This is a genomic window from Gordonia sp. Swx-4, from assembly GCF_030316175.1.
In the GTDB taxonomy this organism is placed as follows: domain Bacteria; phylum Actinomycetota; class Actinomycetes; order Mycobacteriales; family Mycobacteriaceae; genus Gordonia; species Gordonia alkanivorans.
Map to the genome: position 1 here is coordinate 1,286,208 of NZ_CP128197.1, position 20,185 is coordinate 1,306,392.

Annotated in this window: 18 protein-coding genes and 2 pseudogenes; 11 read left to right on the plus strand and 9 right to left on the minus strand. The window is 66.9% G+C overall.

Translation table 11 applies throughout. From position 1 onward, the window contains the following. Positions 1-22: 22 nt before the first annotated feature. Together PWF70_RS05900 and PWF70_RS05905 are read right to left on the minus strand one after the other, a co-directional pair. Positions 23-1,243: an ABC transporter substrate-binding protein gene (locus tag PWF70_RS05900; RefSeq protein WP_139319419.1), complete on the minus strand. Its 1,221-nt coding sequence runs from the start codon at positions 1,241-1,243 to the stop codon at positions 23-25. Positions 1,244-1,469: 226 nt separating this feature from the next. Next, entirely contained in the window at positions 1,470-2,048 is a 579-nt protein-coding gene (locus PWF70_RS05905; RefSeq protein WP_042378064.1) for a TetR/AcrR family transcriptional regulator, read from the minus strand. A 109-nt stretch (positions 2,049-2,157) separates the two neighbouring features. Between PWF70_RS05905 and PWF70_RS05910 the strand changes: the two genes are divergently transcribed. Then, a complete protein-coding gene (locus PWF70_RS05910; protein WP_035753056.1) occupies positions 2,158-3,297 on the plus strand; it encodes an acyl-CoA dehydrogenase family protein in 1,140 nt (379 codons plus the stop codon). Between the two features lie 126 nt (positions 3,298-3,423). On the opposite strand, the gene PWF70_RS05915 is transcribed toward PWF70_RS05910, so the two are convergent. Continuing rightward, entirely contained in the window at positions 3,424-4,146 is a 723-nt protein-coding gene (locus tag PWF70_RS05915) for a hemerythrin domain-containing protein (RefSeq protein WP_075862747.1), read from the minus strand. 226 nt (positions 4,147-4,372) lie between these two features. Here PWF70_RS05915 and PWF70_RS05920 point away from each other — a divergent pair, with 226 nt between their 5' ends. From PWF70_RS05920 to PWF70_RS05935, 4 genes are all read left to right on the plus strand, one after another. Beyond that, positions 4,373-4,954: a phosphatase PAP2 family protein gene (locus PWF70_RS05920; RefSeq protein WP_006360655.1), complete on the plus strand. Its 582-nt coding sequence runs from the start codon at positions 4,373-4,375 to the stop codon at positions 4,952-4,954. A gap of 62 nt (positions 4,955-5,016) precedes the next feature. Beyond that, positions 5,017-7,506 (plus strand): outer membrane protein assembly factor BamB family protein, encoded by a 2,490-nt coding sequence (locus tag PWF70_RS05925; RefSeq protein WP_075862746.1) that lies wholly within the window; start codon positions 5,017-5,019, stop codon positions 7,504-7,506. Positions 7,507-7,541: 35 nt separating this feature from the next. Next, entirely contained in the window at positions 7,542-8,792 is a 1,251-nt protein-coding gene (locus tag PWF70_RS05930) for an acyl-CoA dehydrogenase family protein (RefSeq protein WP_035753050.1), read from the plus strand. Between the two features lie 48 nt (positions 8,793-8,840). Further along, positions 8,841-9,914 carry a phosphotransferase family protein gene (locus PWF70_RS05935; RefSeq protein ID WP_035753048.1) on the plus strand — a complete coding sequence of 358 codons (1,074 nt, stop codon included), beginning with the start codon at positions 8,841-8,843 and terminating at the stop codon, positions 9,912-9,914. Between the two features lie 3 nt (positions 9,915-9,917). On the opposite strand, the gene PWF70_RS05940 is transcribed toward PWF70_RS05935, so the two are convergent. Next, positions 9,918-10,889, minus strand: coding sequence for an oxygenase MpaB family protein (locus tag PWF70_RS05940; protein ID WP_035753046.1), 972 nt, complete (start codon positions 10,887-10,889; stop codon positions 9,918-9,920). Positions 10,890-10,942: 53 nt separating this feature from the next. Between PWF70_RS05940 and PWF70_RS05945 the strand changes: the two genes are divergently transcribed. After that, positions 10,943-11,545: a TetR/AcrR family transcriptional regulator gene (locus tag PWF70_RS05945; RefSeq protein ID WP_035753044.1), complete on the plus strand. Its 603-nt coding sequence runs from the start codon at positions 10,943-10,945 to the stop codon at positions 11,543-11,545. Positions 11,546-11,563: 18 nt separating this feature from the next. Here the strand turns inward: PWF70_RS05945 and PWF70_RS05950 are convergent, their stop codons facing one another. Continuing rightward, positions 11,564-11,812 (minus strand): DUF2530 domain-containing protein, encoded by a 249-nt coding sequence (locus PWF70_RS05950; protein ID WP_035753043.1) that lies wholly within the window; start codon positions 11,810-11,812, stop codon positions 11,564-11,566. A 24-nt stretch (positions 11,813-11,836) separates the two neighbouring features. On the opposite strand from PWF70_RS05950, the gene PWF70_RS05955 reads away from it, so the two are divergent. Together PWF70_RS05955 and PWF70_RS05960 are read left to right on the plus strand one after the other, a co-directional pair. Continuing rightward, positions 11,837-13,435 (plus strand): NCS2 family permease, encoded by a 1,599-nt coding sequence (locus PWF70_RS05955; RefSeq protein ID WP_035753041.1) that lies wholly within the window; start codon positions 11,837-11,839, stop codon positions 13,433-13,435. 98 nt (positions 13,436-13,533) lie between these two features. After that, the gene (locus PWF70_RS05960) at positions 13,534-13,998 is read left to right on the plus strand and encodes a MarR family winged helix-turn-helix transcriptional regulator (protein ID WP_035753039.1); all 465 of its coding nucleotides are present in this window, start codon (positions 13,534-13,536) and stop codon (positions 13,996-13,998) included. 2 nt (positions 13,999-14,000) lie between these two features. On the opposite strand, the gene PWF70_RS05965 is transcribed toward PWF70_RS05960, so the two are convergent. Next, entirely contained in the window at positions 14,001-15,251 is a 1,251-nt protein-coding gene (locus PWF70_RS05965; protein ID WP_035753038.1) for a GNAT family N-acetyltransferase, read from the minus strand. A gap of 96 nt (positions 15,252-15,347) precedes the next feature. Between PWF70_RS05965 and PWF70_RS05970 the strand changes: the two genes are divergently transcribed. Together PWF70_RS05970 and PWF70_RS05975 are read left to right on the plus strand one after the other, a co-directional pair. Further along, positions 15,348-16,202, plus strand: a complete 855-nt coding sequence (locus PWF70_RS05970; RefSeq protein ID WP_035753036.1) for a TrmH family RNA methyltransferase — start codon at positions 15,348-15,350, stop codon at positions 16,200-16,202. Further along, entirely contained in the window at positions 16,199-16,498 is a 300-nt protein-coding gene (locus PWF70_RS05975; protein WP_006360677.1) for a DUF2537 domain-containing protein, read from the plus strand. The genes PWF70_RS05970 and PWF70_RS05975 overlap by 4 nt, the downstream gene beginning before the upstream one ends. Before the next feature lie 216 nt (positions 16,499-16,714). Here the strand turns inward: PWF70_RS05975 and PWF70_RS05980 are convergent, their stop codons facing one another. Further along, positions 16,715-17,950 carry an ISL3 family transposase gene (locus tag PWF70_RS05980; RefSeq protein ID WP_040003908.1) on the minus strand — a complete coding sequence of 412 codons (1,236 nt, stop codon included), beginning with the start codon at positions 17,948-17,950 and terminating at the stop codon, positions 16,715-16,717. Positions 17,951-18,081: 131 nt separating this feature from the next. Here PWF70_RS05980 and PWF70_RS05985 point away from each other — a divergent pair. Continuing rightward, positions 18,082-18,459: pseudogene (locus PWF70_RS05985) on the plus strand (HNH endonuclease); the annotation flags it as partial. Between the two features lie 5 nt (positions 18,460-18,464). Here the strand turns inward: PWF70_RS05985 and PWF70_RS05990 are convergent. Both PWF70_RS05990 and PWF70_RS05995 read right to left on the minus strand, forming a co-directional pair. Further along, positions 18,465-18,806: pseudogene (locus PWF70_RS05990) on the minus strand (integrase core domain-containing protein); the annotation flags it as partial. 1 nt (position 18,807) lies between these two features. Further along, on the minus strand, positions 18,808-20,157 hold the full coding sequence (locus PWF70_RS05995) for an IS30 family transposase (protein WP_462433825.1): 1,350 nt from the start codon (positions 20,155-20,157) through the stop codon (positions 18,808-18,810). Between the last annotated feature and the right edge of the window lie 28 nt (positions 20,158-20,185).

Below are 20,185 nucleotides of genomic sequence, written 5' to 3' on the forward strand. Positions count from 1 at the left end.
ATCCGTCGTTCGTCGGTTTTGATCAGCCGATGTTGTCGCCGCAGTAGGGGGTGTCCACGACCGGGACGAAGCTCTCGCCGCGGAGTTCGGACACGTACATGCAGTTGCCGTAGTTCAGGCCGGGACCGGCGGGAACGAACTCGGGGAACGACGCGGTGCCCGCCATCAATCCCTCGCCGTTCCAGCTGGTGTCGTCCCGCAGTTTGCTGATGAAGTTCTCGCGGGTGACGTCGTCACCGGCGAGCCGCAGGCCGTGGGCGAACAGATCGACGTCGGTGTAACCACCGGCGACGGCGAACCCGGGCGAGCCGGTGAAACCCTGGCCTTCGAGTGCCGTCACCATCGCCTTTGTGGCGTCGGTGTTCAGCTCCTTCGGCTGGTAGTGCATGACGAACTGCATGCCGTCGGCGCCCTGCCGTGCCGACGGGTTGTCCAGCAGGTCCTGACCGTAGCCGGTGCCGGCCATGGCCAGTTTCACGTTGACGTTCTGCTGTTTCAATGCGGCTGCAAGAGCGTAGATTCCGTTCGGCGCGAGTGCGACGTAGAGCCCGTCCACACCGGAGTTCTTGACCGCGATGGCAGTGGGTCCGAAGTCGGCGGTGGTCTGGTCGATGGACGTATTGACCAGCGGGACGTCGATCCCGGCCGATCTGATCGACTCGGCGACCTTCTCCGCGGCCGTCTTGCCCGAGGCCGTGTTCAATCCGATCGACGCGGCCTTGGTGACGCCGGCCTGCTTGAACCAGTTTCCATAGGTGGTGACCACCGATGCCTCGGTGTTCGCCGGTTGCGTACCGAAGAAGTTCTCGCCGTGGGCCCACTGCGGCGCCGAATCCCAGCTACCGCCGATCACCGGCACCTTCTGCTGCTCCAGGTAGGGGGCCGCAGCGTTCGCGGTGTAGGTCCAGGTCATGACGGCGAACACGCCGTGCTGCTCGACGAGCGTCTTGGCGGCCGACTGGGCGCCGGCAGGGGTCGAGGCGGAGTCGCCGATGACCAGCTCGAGCTTGCGGCCGTTGATTCCGCCGGCGGCGTTGATCGTGTCGATGCGGGCCTTGGCTCCGGTGTCGGTGCCGACGCTGCCGGCGGCCGCGGGACCGGTCACGTCGTACATGAGGCCGACCTTGATGGTGTCCCCCTCGCCGACCGAATCCCCTCCGCCGCTGCCGTTGTCGGCGCAACCGGCCGCGAACAGAGAGACCGCGGCGACCGCGGCCACCGTATTGACGAATCTGCGCTTCACAGGACCTCCGTTGTAATGCGCGCCGCCCGGGATGCGACGCGTGACCAGAATCACGTAGATACTGTGATTTATTAAGCGGATTGTCAACCGGTGCGTCGAGGGCTTCGGGGGTGATGGCGTGGTTCGGCAGTAGGTATCGCCGGGGGATACCTACTGTTGATGGGCGTGATTGCCGGCCCCAGCGACGCGGCACGTGCGCGTCCCGGATTTGAGCCGGTAGTGGCGACTATCCCGCGTCGATCCCGGCCGTGAGAATGCTCGCGAGCTGTCGGTACGCGGCGGCGTCGTCGAGACCGGTGGCGGCCCAGACCTCGCGGCGCTGGATGCGGCTCATCATCGAGGCGGCGAGGTCGGCGGCGAAGGCGGCGTCGACATTTCGGAAGTCGCCCGCGGCGACACCTTCGGCGATCAGCTTCTGAACGCGGGCCGCGGCCGCGGCGGTGTTGAGTTCGTAGAGCGAGCGGGTCGGCGGGAAGGCGTCGAGGTCCCGCATGAACGCCTCCGACGCCGGTGACAGCGCTTCGCCGACGGCCACCAGGTAGGCGATGACCCGCTCCCGGGGAGTTTTCGACGACTCGACCCTTGCTTCGACCTGTTCGGTCGCGGTGCGGAAGAAGTGGGTCACGGTGGCCGTGACCAGTTGTTCCTTACTGGCCGCGAGGGTGTAGAGCGTCGACTTGGAGCATCTCAGTTCGGCGGCGATGTCGGCGATAGACAGATGGGCGAAGCCGTCGCGCAGGATGAGTTCGAGCAGGGCGTCGAACAGGGCGGCGCGACGCCGCGTCGCGAACCCCTCGCGTGGCATGGGACTCCTCACCGATGTCGTCAGCTGTACTGACCGCTGCCAAAATAGTACTGTGCAGAGGACTTGAGTACTAGTTCAGTTACCTGAGCTCTTTCACCTGGAGGTACCGATGCCGGTCGACCGTCTGCTCCCCAACGACGACGCTCGCGACCTGATCGCGCTGGTCCGCGACATCGCCGACAAGCGGATGGCGCCGATCGCGAGTGAGTACGAGAAGGAGCGGAAGTACCCGGAAGGCCTGTTCGCCGAGCTCGGTGAGGCCGGTCTCCTCGGCCTGCCGTACCCGACCGAGTGGGACGGCGGCGGACAGCCGTACGAGGTGTACCTGCAGGTGCTCGAAGAGCTCGGCGCACGCTGGGCGTCGGTCGCGGTCGCGGTCAGCGTCCACGGACTCGCGTGTCACCCGTTGTTCAACTTCGGCACCGAGGAGCAGAAGCAGCGCTGGCTCCCGGACTTGTTGAACGGCAAGCTGATCGGTGCCTACAGCCTGAGTGAACCGCAGGCCGGTTCCGACGCGGCGGCATTGGCGTGCCGCGCGACGCCCACCGAGGGCGGTTACACGATGACCGGCTCCAAGGCGTGGATCACCCATGGCGGCATCGCCGACGTCTACAACGTCTTCGCGCGTACCGGCGAGGGCTCGAAGGGCATCTCCTGTCTTTTCGTCGCCCGGGACACCGAGGGCCTGACCTTCGGCAAGCCCGAGGACAAGATGGGCCTACACGCGGTCCCCACCACCGGCGCGTCGTACGACAACGCCTTCATCGACGAGGGCCGCCGTCTCGGCGCCGAAGGACAAGGCCTGCAGATCGCGTTCTCCGCCTTGGATTCCGGGCGACTCGGCATCGCCGCGGTGGCGACCGGTCTGGCGCAGGCAGCGCTCGACGCGGCGGTCGAGTACGCGCAGGAGCGAGCCGCGTTCGGCCGCAAGATCATCGATCACCAGGGTCTGTCGTTCGTGCTGGCCGACATGGCCGCCGCCGTCGACTCCGCACGTGCCACCTACCTCGACGCGGCGCGTCGTCGTGATGCGGGCATGGAGTACTCGCGGGCCGCGGCGACTGCGAAGCTCGTCGCGACCGACGCCGCCATGAAGGTCACCACCGATGCGGTGCAGGTCTTCGGCGGCTACGGTTACACCCGCGACTTCCCGGTCGAGCGCTACATGCGCGAGGCCAAGATCACGCAGATCTTCGAGGGGACCAACCAGATCCAGCGTCTCGTGATCGGGCGCGCGCTCGCGAAGTGACGTCTCGGCGTGGCCCGGACCCGCTGCAGGATCGCGCCCTCCGCTCGGAAGCGCTGTTCGCAGCCTGCGCCTCCGGGGTGAGGTAGCGATCCCGCGGGCGGCCGGGACCGCCCGACCAGCACGCGCTCATCGGTTCAGGTAGTAGAACGCGCGGCTGTCGAGGCGACGGAACCGCGGGCCGCCGAGCCTGACGAGCAGCTTGAGGATGCCGGGGAGGCGGGCGAACACCACCTCGCGGTCGGCGTCGGACAGCCCCTTGACCATCATCGGGCTCATCTTCAGCATCTCGCCGAGGCCCGACTGCTTGCTCATCTTGGCCTCGAACTCCTCCCAGTCGTGCATGGTCATCCGACGCTGCACGATGGCGAGGGCGTCGGCCTCCTCGTGCGCGAGGTGATCGCCGAGAATCGGCTGGGCGCGGACGAGTGCGTCGACCAGCTCGGCACGGGTCTGTTCGTTCGGGTGCGCGGCCATCATGGTGAAACCGGCAGCGCACTCCTCGAGGATCGGGTCGATCTGATCGTGTTCGGCGTCCATCGCCTCGAGGACCCGCTTCTCGGTCTCGTCGCAGCGTTCCTCGAGCAGCGGCCACAGCTCCAGGTCCTCACCGTTGTGGTGGTGATGCAGCGCCGTGGCGAACATCGTCCACCGGTCGGCGAGGGCTCGCCAGGTGCCGGGGTCGTCGAGCTTGGTGCGCGGGACGGCCGCGGCGAAGTCGGCGAGATCGCGGCGGAACGCGTGGTGGAGGACGTACATCATGAACGGGTCGATCGGACCCTCGGGCGCGGCGGCCTGACCGGGGAGGCGGAGCTGGATCGGGAACGCGGTGGCAGCGGGATGGGTCGTCATCGGGTGGGTCCTCATCTCAGGGGTCGGGGTTCGGGCTGACGGAGACCACTGTCGGTCTGGCCTCTTGCAGTGCACTTGAGGACGGCTTGAGCATCGGATTCCGGCAGGTCACAGCCGGTCCGGTGGCGGTGGCGACGAACGGTTGCGAAGCCCCGGATAAAGTGGCTGACGTGTGGGATCGGTTGCGACGGACAGCGCGACCGCGGTGGAGAAAGGCCGGCAGCGGATGTTCATTTCGCCGACGACGATCGACGAGAACGCGTGGGACTGGGTCGTCCAGAACCGCTCCGAGCCCTGGATCACGATCGCCCAGGTGATCACCACCCTCGGCAACACCCTGGTGGTCACCGCCCTCACCGTTCTGGCCGTGGTCGCACTGGCGTACGCCGGACGCCGCGTCGACGCCGTGTACGTCGCCCTCGGCACGATCCTGGGCTACGTGCTGATGCAGAGCCTCAAGTTCGGGTTCGCGCGCAACCGCCCGCCCATCGAGGACCGGCTGCTGAACATCGACTCGTTCTCTTACCCGTCGGGCCACGCGATGATGACGATGGTCGTGTTCGGCCTCTTCGCGGTCGTCGCCTACCGCTGCTTCGCGTGGGTGCGCGACCACCGGTGGATTCTGCTGCTCGCGCCACTGATGTCGATCCTGGTGGGGCTCACCCGCATTCAGCTCGCGGTGCACTGGACGACGGATGTGGTGTCCGGCTGGATCGTCGGTGTGCTGTGGGTCGCGCTCTGCACGTGGGTGCTGGTGCGGTACGAAACGCGGAGGCGTGCAGACGTTCCCGCCGCACACGCGGGCTGACTCACGGGATTCGTCTGCGCGAAGGATAGTCCCGCGATCGTGAACTGAGCTTGACTGGGGTGATGTCGCATCCGGCGCCGCCGTTCGAAGGTGGTTCCGGCGCGCCCCGGCCCGACGAGCCGCCGAGGACGAGCCAACCCGCGCATCCGACGGTGGTGCCCGGGGCATTCCCCGGATCCTCCCCGCCGTCGTGGCAGTACCCGTACCCGGGCATGTACCCGACCCCACCGACCGGACCGCCGGGAATGGGCCCTCCAGGAGTGGGTCCACCGGGGTATCCGATGGCCGGTCCGCCGCCGCGACGGTCGAACACCACGGCCTATCTCATCATCGGCGTCGCACTGCTGTGCGTGGTCGCACTGGTCGTCGGCGGCGTCGTCTGGTGGAGGTTGTCGCAGGCCGACGACCCCGACCTCGTCGACGGTCAGCTGGCGGCGTCGTATCCGGTGGCGCCCGGCGCGGAATGGTCGATCACCGCGGCGTCGATGGGCGGGCAGAAGTTCAACTCGGTCATCCCGTCCGAGGGGCGCTACGGCACGGTGGGCGCGATCGCCGACGGTGAGACGCTCGTGACGATCGTCGGCGATCCGTACACGAGTGTTGGCGGTTCGCACTGGGCCGTGGGCGTCAACGCGCGCACCGGCGAACGCTGGCGCTTCGGCGAACCCGTGTCCACCTGCGCGGACACGATCGTCGACGACTCCCTCGTCTGCCGCGACGCCGACACACTGCACTTCATCGACGTCCGGTCCGGCGCCGCACTCGCGACCGTGCCGGCGCCGCCCAACACCGGCGGCGTCGCCTACAACGGGGACGCGGCCTTCGTCGTCGAGTACGTGCCGGCGACCGATTCGGTCGTGTTCCACAAGATCACCCGGGACGGTCCTCTCTGGTCGCGGCCGGTCGACAACCTGCCCACGGCGGCACCCGGCAGCGGTGACGCCTCGGCGTTCACTGCGACCGACACCACTGTCGTCACCTCCGCTCTGCGGGTCGTCGGCGTCTCGGCCGACGACGGCGATCGCCTGGTCGCGAAGGCGGGCACCAGCGAGATCGGCCGGTTCGACGACGGGACCCTGGTCCTCGAGACGGGCGACTCCGACGGGATGGCGGTCGCGAACCGCAGGCTCGTGGTGCTGCGGCCCGACGGTACGACAGCGGAGCTCTCCGGGGACAACGCGATCGTCCCGGCGTCGGCGACGACCGGCCAGCGAAGTCGGATGCTCGTCGACGGCCGGTACACCGACGTCCGGAACGGGACCTCGCCGTGGACCGCGGCGATACCGGAGGTCGACGTCTTCGGGTCGCGGGTGGTGCTCGCCGACGACCGCGAGGTGATCGTCTTCGACCGATCCGGCAGCGAGTACCTCGCCCTCGACACCGAGACCGGGCGCCTGCTGTGGCGTGCGTCCGCGGGCCGGAACGCCGCGGTCAGCGGCCATGCCGTCACCGACGGCGAACGGCTGATCACCCCGACACCCGACGGCGGGATCGCCGCACTCGACCTGTACAGCGGATCACCGGCCTGGTCGCTGCCGCCGAATGTGATCGGCAATGTCCGCGTCGGCGACGAACCCGGTCCGGCGCTGACCTTCGCCCTCGGCGACCGTCTGGTGACCCTGACCTCGACCACCATCACCGGGTTCGCCCCGACGGGTCCGCGGGCGATCGTGCCGGGCACCACCCGGGCGGGCAACAGCGGATCCGGCGGCGGGGGAACGCAGTACGTGACACCGTGCGGTTCGCCGCCCGTGTTCACACCCCAGTCGTTCCGCACCGCTGCCGGTGGCCTCGTCGTCACGATGAACGTCACCGCGAAGTGCCCCGACGGGGACGTCCTGTTCGGTCCGCAGACCCGTATCACCATCTCCGACGGCGGTGGTCTCGTCGCCTCGGGCAGCTTCGACTTCCGACGATCCCCGCTCGCCGTCCCGGCACCCGACGGCGGAGCGGCCCTCAACCTGGAACTGACCTACCCGCCGGGTAGCTTCTTCCGCCTGCCCGACACCTTGAACGACGCGAATTCGGCTGGCGGACAATACCTCGTCGAGTGCGACCGGGGTTCGACGCCGGAGCGGGCCCCGGCCGTGACCGCACCGGCGTCGGGCAGGTCGTCGGCGTCGTCGGAGGCCACCGACACGGTGTTCCCGGCCGGCGCCGACGTCACCGCCACCAGTGTCAACGCCCTGCGCCTGCAGGCCGACGCCGACCGCGCGTTCATCCTGGCGAACCTGAACAACCGGTGGGTCGCGCAGCTCAGTTCCAAGCACGCCGGTCTCGTCGCCGACGGTCGTACGTGGACCGACCAGGCCATCCTCGACGAGTTCCTGGCACTTCGTCTGCGGTTCAACGATGTTCGCCTGCTGTGGAGTGACGAGTGGCCGGTGTTCTCGTATAGGGGCTGGTGGGTGACGGTCGCGGCGGCGACATTCCCGGGCCCGGTCGAGGCGAACAGCTGGTGCCGAACGCAGGGATTCGACCCTGACCACTGCTTCGCCAAACTGGTGAGCACCACGGCCGGCCCGGAGGGCTCGACGCTGTACCGGAACTAGCCCCCGGACAGAGGGCTCCGCGATACGGTCGGGGAATGGATTTCTCTCCGTCACCGCGGTCCGCCGAACTCACCGAGCGCGTGCGGGCGTTCGTCACCAACGAGATCGAACCCGCCGAACCCGAGATCCACCGGGACATCAAGGAACGACGCGACGGGGACGGAAATCCCTGGACGCCGTCGCCGATCATCGCCGAACTGCAGGCGAAAGCCCGGTCCGAGGGTCTGTGGAACCTCTTCCTGCCGGCCGCGCACGCCGGTCGCTACGCCGCGGATTTCGGCACCGACGGGGGAGAGGGCCTGTCCAACGTCGACTACGCCCCGATCGCCGAGGCGATGGGATCGTCGGCGCTGTCGCCGGTCATCTTCAACTGCAACGCTCCGGACACCGGCAACATGGAGGTCCTGCTGCGCTACGGCTCCGAGGAGCAGCGCGAGCGCTGGCTGGAACCGTTGCTGCGCGCCGACATCCGCAGCGCCTTCTGCATGACCGAACCGGCCGTCGCGTCGTCGGACGCCACCAACATGGCCGCGACCGCTGTCCTCGACGGCGACGACGTCGTCATCAACGGCACCAAGTGGTTCTCCACCGGCGTCGGGCATCCCGACTGCAAGGTCCTGATCTTCATGGGCGTCACCGACGCCGAAGCCGACCGCAAGTCGCAGCACACCATGGTGCTCATCCCGATCGACACCCCCGGCGTCAAGGTCGACCGGATTCTCACCACCATGGGCTATTTCGACGAACCGTTCGGCCACGGCGAGGTGTCCTTCACCGACGTGCGTGTTCCGGCGTCGAACATCCTCCTCGGACCCGGCCGCGCCTTCGAGATCGCCCAGGGCCGCCTCGGGCCGGGACGCGTCCACCACTGCATGCGGGCCATCGGCCTGGCGGAGCGGGCGCTGGAACTCGGTGTGAAGCGGGCACTCTCACGTGAGGCCTTCGGCAAGCAGCTGGCCCGGCTCGGCGGCAACAGCGAACGCATCGCCGACGCCCGCATCGCGATCAACCGCTCACGACTGCTCGTCCACCACGCCGCCTGGCTGCTCGACCAGGGCATGTCGGCCGAGGCGTTGTCGGCGGTCAGCGAGATCAAGGTCGAGGTGCCCAACATGGCCCTGTCGGTCATCGACATGGCCATCCAGCTGCACGGCGGCGCCGGTATGACCGACGACTTCCCGCTCGCCCAGGCCTGGGTCGGAGCACGCTCGCTCCGCCTGGCCGACGGCCCGGATGAGGTCCACCGCAACGTCGTTGCGCGTCTCGAACTCGGTAAGTACCGCTGACCGCGGTGGTATCCACACATCCACGAACGAGAAGGGTGAACTCCCACAATGGCTGACCAGGTGACCGAGGCGCGCGAGGTCCGGGAAGAGGACGCGTTCGACGTCGAGGCGGTGGCCGCGTGGTTGCGCACCGCGGCCCCGGATGTCGAGGGACTCGACGCGGTGCCCGAGGTACGGCAATTCGCCGGTGGCGCTTCCAATCTCACCTTCCTGCTGCGGTATCCGACGCGGGACCTGATCCTGCGTCGGGCACCGCGCGGCACCAAGGCCCGCGGGGCGCACGACATGCGCCGCGAGTACCGCATCCAATCCGAGCTCGCCGGGGTGATCCGCTACATCGCACCGATGATCGCCTTCTGCGACGACGACTCGGTCCTCGGCGCCGACTTCTACGTCATGGGTCGCATCGACGGTGTCATCCCGCGCAAGGAGTGGCCGGCCGACGTTCCGCTGGACGCCGATCAGGCGCGGCAGCTCTGCTTCAACTTCATCGACACGCTCGTCGAAGTACATTCGGTCGACCCGTCGAAGACCGGGCTCGGCGACCTCGGTAAGGGGCTCGGTTACGTCCGACGGCAGGTCGACGGCTGGACCACCCGATTCCGCAACGCACACACCGACGACGTCCCCGACTTCGAGGAGGCGATGTCCTGGCTGGCCGAGAACCAGCCCGAGGACGTGGCGAATTGCATCATCCACAACGACTTCAAGCTCGACAACGTGGTGCTGGACAAGGACGACCCGACCAGGGTCATCGGCATCCTCGACTGGGAGATGGCGACCCTCGGCGATCCGCTGATGGACCTCGCCGGCTCGATGGCCTACTGGATTCAGGCCGACGACACCGACGAGCTGCAACTCATGCGCCGCGTCCCGACGAACATGCCGGGGATGATCACCCGCGCCGAGTTCGTCGAACGGTACTGCGAGCGTATGGGTTTCGAGATGTCACCCGAGAGGTGGCGGTGGTACGAGGCCTTCGGCCTCTTCCGGGCCGTGGTCATCGCCCAGCAGATCTACTACCGCTTCTATCACGGGCAGACCACCAACAAGGACTTCGAACGGCTGGGTTTCGCGGTGGGGATCATCGGAAAGCGGTTGAACGAGATCGTCGCCGGCTGAGAACTACACCGGGCACGTCGGTGCGAATGATTCCAGCTGGATCGAATGGTACGTACGTGCCAGCTGGTCGCGGCGGTACTCGTGATACGCCATGGGCGTGAGCACGATCCGACGAGGGAGCCGGCGCCACGCGGTTTGCAGCAGTCGCTTGTAGATCCGGAACTCCCCCTGTTCGCGGCGGCCGAGGCGTACCGACGTCAGCTCTCGGACGCCGGGGTGCATGACGCTGAACGAGCAGACCTTGACGACGTGGCCGGCCAATGGGCGGATTACGAACCAGGGCGGCGTGAGCGCGATGCGCAGGAGTGGCGGCATGCCGATCGTCGGAAGGGGGAGGCGGGCCAGCTGGTCGGTGACGGCGTCGAGGAACGGATTGGGTTGCAGGTGTTCGTCGACGACGCCGTCGTACCAGCGGCGCGCATCGGCGAGCGTTGGTGGGAGCTGGGCAGACTTCCCCGGCAGCGAGAGGATGCCCAGGCGTTCGAGTGCGACCGCGTAGGCGAGTTCTTCCTCCTCCGGCGACAGTTCGATGCCCGTGCACGCCGTGAACGTGTTGAGGTAGCCCATGATCGCGCTCATCGCGATCCAGTTCCACAGCGTGGGATCGAGTGCGCTGTACCGGATCTCGTCGAAGTCGTCGCGTCCGGTGCCCCGGACCTCACGATGCAGGAACCTCAACCGGTCGGCGAACGCGTGGCGCGTCCTCTCGTCGCCCCACAGCACGAGTTGTTCGGCACTGAAGCTGCGGAGTCCGCGATCGACGAAGTTCTCGGCGAAGCGGCCGGTACGGTCGACGGCCGCGGCCACCGGGACGAGCGCCACCTGGTCGAAGAAGGAGGCGCCGAAGAACCCGAACAGGACACTGCCCAGATGCCACCGGAACTGCTCGACGGCCGGTGGCAGGTCGGCGAGGTCGACTGCGGGCGGCGCCGAAGTGTCGGCGACGGACGCGTCCGGGTTCTCGGTGGCGGTCATGAAACTCCAATGTTAGTAGTTCGGCCGAACACTAACATTGCAATGATGGCGGTGTGAAGACGCCGAGCGCGTCCCGGGCCGAGCGGACGGGGCAGAAGATCCTCGATGCGGCGATGACATCGTTGCTCGCGAAGGGGCTCAAACGGACGTCGATCGAGGCGATCGCCGCGCTGGCCGGTGTGTCCCACATGACCGTCTACCGTCGCTGGCCGCACAAGGAGGATCTCTTCTCCGACCTGCTCTCGCGTGAGGCCGACGAGTTGTTCGCCCGCGTCGACCGGGAACTGGCGGGAACAGGGGATCCGCGGGAGCGGCTCATCGAGGGGTTCGCGGCGATCTTCTGGTCGTTCTACGACCACCCACTACTGGCCCGCGAGTACGCGGCGGACCCGGCGACGACGCTGCGGGTGCTCACGGTGTCGTCGGCGCCGGTCTTCGACCGTGCCGTGGACTATCTGGCCGCCCGGGTGGCGGGTCTGATGACCGGGGACGCCCCGATCGGCGACGACGAGGCGCGGCGGGTCGCCGAGGTCATGGTCCGCATCACACATTCGCTCCTGCTGACCACGCTCGAGACACGTCCGTTCGCGAACCGCGGCGAGGTGGGCGCGTGGGGACGCGAACACGTCGGGTGGATTCTCTTCTCGGCGGACTGACGCGTTCGACGGCCCGTTCTAGTCCAGACCCTCCTGTGCGCCGCGGGCCCCGCGTCGGACTCCCGCCCGCTGGACCAGCACGATCGTGGTGCCGAGAAGTCCCACGCCCAGCCCGACCAGGCAGATCGTCAGCGCGTTGCCGCCGCCGAGATCGGCGACCGCGACGACCACCGTCGCGACCAGCCAGGCGACCATCCCGACCACGATCACCGGCTCGGGCGCACGCAGCGCGCGGGGCAGTTCGGGGACGTCGACTGTATCCGGCATGAGACAAAGAGTAGCTTTCGACAGGTGCCAAAAGACGTCCCGAGTGAGTCCCGCGATCTGACACCCGCCGACGACCCCGCTGACAACTCGTCCAAGACGACGACCGACGCGGCCGACACGGGTGCTGCCGAAGCGCCACCCGAGGACACCGGCCCCTCGACCACCAGGGGAGCGAGGACGGCGACGCCGAACGGCGCGATCGATCGTTTCTTCAAGATCTCCGAGCGCGGCTCGACGCTCAACCGCGAGTTCCGCGGAGGCCTGGTCACGTTCTTCACGATGGCCTACATCGTGGTGCTCAACCCGATCATCATCGGCGGCATCCCCGGCGGCGAGAAGAACGCCGACGTGCTCGGCAACGTGCTGCCGCTGGCGCAGGTCGCCGCGGTCACCGCACTCGTCGCGGGCGTGATGTCGATCCTGTTCGGCCTCGTCGCCAACTACCCGTTCGCGATCGCCGCGGGTCTCGGCATCAACAGTCTTCTCGCGGTGTCGATCGCACCCGAGGTGACATGGCCGGAGGCGATGGGCCTCGTCGTGGTCGACGGCATCATCATCGTGCTGCTGGCGGTGACAGGCTTCCGCACGGCGGTGTTCAACGCGGTCCCGAGCGAACTCAAGGCGGCCATCGCCGCCGGTATCGGCGCGTTCATCGCCTTCATCGGCTTCGTCGACGCCGGCTTCGTCAAACGCATCCCGGACGCCGCCGGAACCACGGTCCCGGTCCAGCTGGGCAGTGACAACTCGATCGCCACCGTTCCGACGCTCATCTTCGCTCTCGGTGTTCTCATCATGGGTGTCCTGGTGGTGCGAAAGGTCCCCGGCGGTCTGCTGATCGGCATTGCGATCACCACCGTCCTGTCGCTCGTGCTCGAGCGCATCTTCGACTACGGCTCCAGCATGGACAACCCCTCGGGCTGGGGCCTCACCGTGCCCGACATCCCCACCGCGCTGGGCGGATTGCCCGACCTGAGCCTCGTCGGCGACGTCGACCTGTTCGGCGCCTTCACCCGGATCGGTGTGCTGGCGGCGTCGGTCTTCGTGTTCGCGCTCGTCCTGTCGAACTTCTTCGACGCGATGGGCACGATGACGGGCCTCGGCAAGGAGGCCGGTCTGGCCGATGACAAGGGCAACCTCCCCGGTATCGGGCGTGCGCTGGTGGTCGAGGGGACCGGTGCCATCGCCGGCGGTGCCGCGTCGGCGTCGTCGAACACTGTGTTCGTCGAATCGGCCTCGGGTATCGCCGAAGGTGCACGAACCGGTCTGGCGAACGTCGTCACCGGCGTGTTGTTCCTGGTCGCCATGTTCCTCACCCCGATCTACGAGGTGATCCCGCTCGAGGCGATCGCGCCGGCTCTCGTGGTGGTGGGTGCGATGATGATCGGGCAGTTGACGGCCGTCGACTTCCGTCGCCTCGACTTCGCGATACCTGCCTTCCTGACCGTCGTGACGATGCCGTTCACCTACTCGATCGCCAACGGCATCGGCATCGGCTTCATCAGCTGGGTGGTGATGGCCACCGCCGCGGGCAAGGCGCGCACGGTCCATCCGCTGCTGTGGCTGGTGGCCGCGGTCTTCGTCGCCTATTTCGCGCGGGGACCGATCTCCGACCTCATCGGCTAACGCGTGTAGTCAAAATTTGCGACCGGTTTTGTCATCCAGCCGGGTCAATTTGCAATGCTTAGGGTTCGACGGTGATTTACATGCCCTACGCTGGGGCAATGCATTCACCGTATGGTGACGGAAGTCTCTCTGGCGACTTGTCCCTCGCCGTCGTACGACTCGCGCGCCGTCTGAGAGGGCGGCGCGAGAACAAGTTGGTCTCGCTGACGCAGCTCTCGGCCCTCTACACGTTGCATCACGAAGGCCCGATGACACCCGGCGCCCTCGCCGCGGCCGAGCGGGTTCGCCCGCCCTCCATGACGAGAGTGATCGCGTCGCTGTCGGACCTCGGGATGATCAAGCGTGAACCGCACCCGACGGATGGCCGCCAGGCGATCGTGACGCTCTCGGCCTCGGGGGTCGAGGTCATCAAGGAGGAGTTGGCGGCACGCGAGGCCTGGCTGAGTGACCGTCTACGCGAACTCACGCCCAGCGAACGGGACACCCTCCGGGAGGGCGTGCAGATCTTCAACAAGATCCTCAACCAGCCCGACACCGAGATACCTCGCTCCCGGGCGATCTAACACTAGAAGAAGGTGCCGGAGAACGGTGCTCGATCGGTGGTGAAGGCCTGGTCCAGAGCTCGAAGCGTTGTCGGGGAGTCAACGCGGAGCCGGCCGGCCGCCGCAAACGCCGACGGGCGGATGCCGCCGAGGTAGATGCTCGACAGCACCGAGGTGTCCATCCTCACCGTGGGCGTTGCGGTGTCGGGTGCGGGGGCGACGATCGCGTCGCCCCCGCGCGCGGACACCGTGAATACCCCTCCGCGACCACGGAACTCGTCGGTGACCTCGATGACCACATCGAGGTCGGCGGCGTACTTCCGCGACCCCAGCGCGGCCGGGATGTCGAGGATACGCAGCCACATCTCGTCACGCAGACCGGTGATCGACACCGCGCGGGCGTCGATGAGTTTGTGCCGCAACGGATCGTCGACCGGGATGGTCGCGGTGAGCGACGGGATCAGGTCGAGGCTGGTGAGCACCCGCCACAGGTCGGTGTGGGCCTCGTCGGTGACGGCGAAGACCTCGTTGACCTCGCCGCGAACGCCGCCGTTCTCGTTCTTGTAGATGCGGTAGCTGGCGTAGCCGTCGTCGTGGAGCAGGTAGTGCAGTCCGCTCGCGGGCAGCGGACGCTCCGACGGACGGTCGGCGAGGATCGGCGCCCACCAGGCGGGGGTGCGGGTGAGCGCACCGGGAGTGGTGAGCGTCCAGCGTGCGTGGAGATCGGGGACGGCCGCGGCGACCTCGGCGGCGTCCGCGAACCGCACGGTCGCGTCCTTCGGCTGGTCGCCGCGGAGCGGAGCCTGTCCGGGCGTGATCGACACGGTGTTGGAGAAGCAGGCCGGACCGAACCCGAAGCGCTCGTAGATGGTGCCCTCGCTCGCGGTCAGGGTCGCGAACGTGTAGTTCTCGGCCTCCCATTGCTCGAAGAGTTCGGTCAGCATCGTGCGCAGAATTCCACGACGGCGATGCGTCGATGCCACGGAGACCCACGACAGGCCGACGGTGTCGGCGACACCCGCGCCCGGCAGCGACATCGACATCCGGTAGAACATCGACACCCCGACAAGGGGCTTCGACGGCAGGCCGGTGTCGCGTACCAGGACGATGTCGTCGTCGGCGACCTTGCCGCGAAGGTCGGCGCGTTCGTCGTCGGGCAGCGGATTGCGCATCGCGAATGCGCGGGCATCCGTGGTGATGATGTCGTCCCAGTCGGCGTCGGTGGCGCGCTTGAGGGACAGACGTGACTGAGGTGTCGAGCCGCTGTTGGTCACGACTTCAACGTTTTCACATCACTGCGACTCGGGCACTCATTGGGTTCTGTACCGGGTGTCGCAGGTCACGGCGGTGGCGGGTGGCACACTGTTGCGGTGCCCGGGCTCGCAGTGGAAGTGATCGACATCGACGACCCGCAGGATCCCCGGGTCGAGGACTTTCGGGACCTCAACTCGGTGGACCGCCGACCCGACCTTCCGGTTCTGCCCGGCGGCCGGCCGGGACGCGGCCTGGTGATCGCGGAGGGCGTGCTCGTCGCGCAGCGCATGATCGCCTCGCGGTTCTCCGCCCACGCCTTCCTCGGCGTCGACAAACGCCTCGAGGAACTCGACGACGATCTGCGCGACCCGTCGCTGTCGGGAGTCCCGTTCTTCCGGGCGTCGGCCGAGGTGATGGCCGAGATCGTCGGTTTCCACCTCAACCGCGGCGTGCTCGCCGTCGCGCGACGCCCCGAGGTGTTGTCGGTGTCCGACATCCTGGAGACCGCGCGCACCGTCGCGATCCTCGAAGGCGTCAACGACCACGAGAACATCGGCTCGATCTTCCGCAACGCCGCCGGCCTCGGTGTGGATGCCGTCCTGTTCGGTCAGGGCTGCGCCGACCCGCTGTACCGGCGCTGCGTGCGCGTCTCGATGGGTCACGCGCTGCTGGTGCCCTTCGCGAAGTTCGACGAGTGGCCGCGCGGACTCGACGAACTGCGTTCGCGCGACTTCCGTCTCGTCTCGATGACCCCCGATCCCGACGCCGTCACGCTCGCCGAGGCGGTCGATGCCGAGAAGGTCGGTTTCCTCGTGGGCGCCGAGGGGCCAGGGCTCACCGCGTCGGCGATGGCGGCGACGGACGTGAAGGCCCGCATCCCGATGAGTCGCGGAACCGATTCGCTCAACGTCGCGACAGCCGCGGCCGTTGCGTTCTACGAACGCGTCCGGTCGGGCACGATGGGGGAGTGAACACCCCCGAACCGTTCGATCGGGCCGCGGAGCCCACGCCCTGGGCGCTCGGGATCATCGTGTCCGCGGTGTGTGCGCTCTTCGGTGCCTTCGTGCTCGTCGGGATCTACGAACTCATCGGCGGCATCCTCGAGTTCCTCGGCATCGCGGCGGTGCTGATCGTCGCCGGCGGCCTCGGCTGGACCCTCTGGGAGTTCCGCTACCGCCAGGTGTGGCGCTGGATCGTGTGGGGCCTGCTCATCGGCTTCCTCGCCGGGATCACATCGTCGGTCGCGTTGCTGATCATGGGGCGCTGACCGGTTCTGCTCCGTGAGTAGCGAGCTTGCGAGCGTCGTTCTGTTCCGTGAGTAGCGAGCTTGCGAGCGTATCGAAGGGACGGCAGCACCACGCCGCCCATTACCAGACGCCACCGACAATCCCCGCGATCGATCGATGTTCGATACGCGTTGCGCGGCAATGGGATTGCGAGTACAGTCGAACATAAATGGTCCTCCTGACGGTTTCGTGGGTCACTACTGGTGTGGCAGAACAGGACACGCCCCTCCTCGCGTGAGTGTCGACATCGCGATGAGTGCTTCTGGTGAGTGGAATCCGTAGGCCCGCTTGGTCAGTGCCCTCAGATGTGTGTTGGTGGCCTCCACCCGGGCGTTCGATAGGCCCACGACAACGGAGTTGTAGATCTGGATCTGTTGCTGTCGTACCGATCTGGAGAGACCGACGAGTTCGATGATTCGACTACGATCAGCTCGATGTAACCAGTGCTCGAGCCGTCGCCACGTGCCAGAATGCTCCCCGGTAACGATATGGCGGAGTTCCTCTTTCAGTTGATACGCGCGAGCGAGTTCACTATTGGCGCGTTTGACGATCAGCTCGCGGGTCCGCTGTTGACCTGGGGTGAGGTTCTCAGGGTTCTTCAACAGTGCCCACCTCAGATTCCTACGATCGTCGTTGGACAGACCGTGGATCCGGTTGAGGACCCGGCTGCGACAACGGTCCACGGCGCGGGTGGCCCACTGGACGACATGAAACGGATCCATGCATCGAATGGCATCCGGAGCACGTTCTGCAACAACCGTTTCGATGTACTGACCCGCGTCGGCGCTCACATGGGTCAGCTGTGCACTGCGCGTGGCGCCGAGCTCGTCGAAGAACTGGCGAAGCGTCTTCTTGGTTGCACCCTCACGCGCCCACACCAACCTGCCGGTGTCGTGGTCGACGATCACCGTCAGATATCGCCGGCCTTTTCGGTAGGCGATTTCATCGATACCTATCCTGCGCAACCCATCCATTCGGTCGGTCTGTCCGGTGTGATCGGCAACGACTCGAGCGATGATGCGTTGCACTGTTCGCCACGACACCCTCATGTACTCACACACCGCGGATGATGGACTGTGCGCGGCGAGCCAGGCGACCGTGTCGTCGAATCGGCGCGTCATCTTTGCTGCCGGCCGTGCCCACGGCACATGTTCGGTGACGACGCCGTGCAGGCTGCAGTCAACCCGTCCAATGTGTCCTTGCAGGTAGCAGCGCATCCCGCCCAGGTCGAGGTGTCGCCAACGGCGCGGATGGTGTGAGCGGTCATAGCCTGGTCGACGCCGTCGGCAGTGTGGACACCGCGAGTCCTGCCCGCGTTTCGCACGGACCGAGACGACCAACAACTGGCCGTCATCGTCGTCTTCAACGCCGACATCAAGAACCACCAGGTTCTCGATCTTCAGCAACTTCTGCAGTAGTCTGGTAGCGCGCAACGCCCTGCTCCTCGGTTTAGTCTTCGCAAACCAAACCTTAAGTGAGACAGGGCGTTGCGCGCTTCAGGCGCACCGGGGGCACCCACAGAACCGTCAAGAGTGCCACATAAATTCGAACACGGCATCGGGGGGTGACCGTCTTGACGGAAATCTCGCAGACCGACGTCGGGCCGTCGACCCGCCCCTCCGAGCTCGTGCAGGAACTGCACCGGATCACCACCGAACTCCAGGCCGTCGATCTGACACAGTGCTCCGATGCCGAACTCATCGACGTCGCCGCCGGAACCGAACGCGCCATCGCCCGACTCACTTTCGCCGGCGACCGACAGCTCATCGAGATCGCCGACCGCGACCTACCCCACAAGACCGGCCACCGCAGCATCACCCAGTTCATGACCCACCGCCTACGCATGGCCGACCCCATGCGCCGCACCAAACAACGCCACGCGACCGCCACCCACCTCAGCCCGACCGGCGAACCACTCGAACCCGAACGCCCCGCTCTGGCAGTGAATCACCCTAGGTTCTGTGCCGCCTCCAATGTGGGCTGGTCCTCGGGGCCGAGGCCAGAGTAGTGGAGCGTTTCGAACTCGGTCGGGGGTATCTGGCCGATACTCGAGTGCAGCCTGCTGTTGTTGTACCAGTCGACCCAACCGGCGGTCGCGAACTCGACGTCGGAGACGGTCTTGTACGGACCGGAGTGGAAGATCGTGGTCCGGATGCACTCTGTCTTGTACAAGCCGTTCACCGACTCGGCCAGCGCGTTATCGTAGGCGTCCCCGACCGTTCCGATCGACGCGGCGATGTCTTCCAGGCGCAGACGCTCAGTCAGTGTAACCGATGTGTACTGGGCGGGTTCAATCGGTCCATGCAACACCGGGTTGTTGTAGTGAGTGTAACTGTCCTTCAAAGACTTCGGCGGGGGTCTTCCAGCCGAGGGCCTTTCGGGGACGGTTGTTGAGGGTGTATGCGATGGCTTCGAGGTCGTTTGCAGACCACCGTGACAGGTCAGTTCCCTTCGGAAAATATTGGCGCAGCAGCCCATTAGTGTTCTCGTTGGACGGTCGCTGCCACGGTGAATGCGGATCGGCGAAGAACACCTGCGTTCCGGTATCCATCGCGAACTGGGCATGAGCGGACAGTTCCTTACCGCGATCCCACGTTAACGTCTTGCGCAACTGCTGCGGCAGCGCCGCTATCGACGCCGTCAGTGCCGCGTTCATCGCGATGGCGCCGTAGCCACCGAGTGCCGGCCCGTTCTTCACCGGCGGTTGCTCACCCCACCCTTGCAAGCGTGGGAGATGGACTAGAATCGTTGCGCGACTGCGCCGTTCGACAACAGTGCCGATAGCCGACCGACCCACACCGATGATGAGATCACCCTCCCAGTGGCCGGGGACAGCACGGTCGTGGGCCTCAGGCGGGCGCTGGCTGAGGACGACATCGGAGGTGACGTGACCCTGCGGCTTGTTGCGTGAGCGAGCACGGGGCTCCCGCAATGCCCGCCCGGTCCGCAGGCACGCCACCAACTCGCGTTTGAGCGCGCCACGGCCCTCGATGAACAGGGATTGATAGATTGCCTCATGACTGATGCGCATGGATTCATCATCGGGGAAATCGACCCGCAGGCGCTGGGAGATCTGCTCCGGACTCCATGCCAGAGACCACCGCCGGTCGGCCCGGTGCGGCTTGTTGAGCCCCTTCCACGGCGGCGGCGTGGGGCCGGCGACGATCGTGCCGTCGGGGCTACGGACAGTGCCCGCCAACCGCTCCTGCACGTACTCCCGCAACTCGACGTTGGCCACGAGTTTCGCTGTTTTCGGGCGCTTGGCGGCCTGCTGCGCTTTCCACTGCGCCACCGAGGCTCGATACTCACGTTTCCCACTCCTGGTAGCGGAGTTGCGGCGCAACTCACGCGAAATCGTTGCCGGACTGCGTCCGATCTGCCGAGCAATCTCTCTCACACCACACTGTTGGGCGCGGAGCAGCGCGATCTCTTCCCGTTCAGCGAACGACAGGTAACGACCCGCCGGGTCGTCCAGACTCAGTGGCGTCATTCCGCCAGCGTGGCGGAACCACCGCGACCCCACCGGCACCGACACGCCGACCGCCACCGACGCCTCCGCCGTGCTCATCCCCGTCGCGATCAACCCCCAAAACTGACGTCGCACCGCCCGCGACGGCTCGGGCCGGCCCGGCGAACGCATCGCCGGCCGCAACGCACGATCAGCTCGC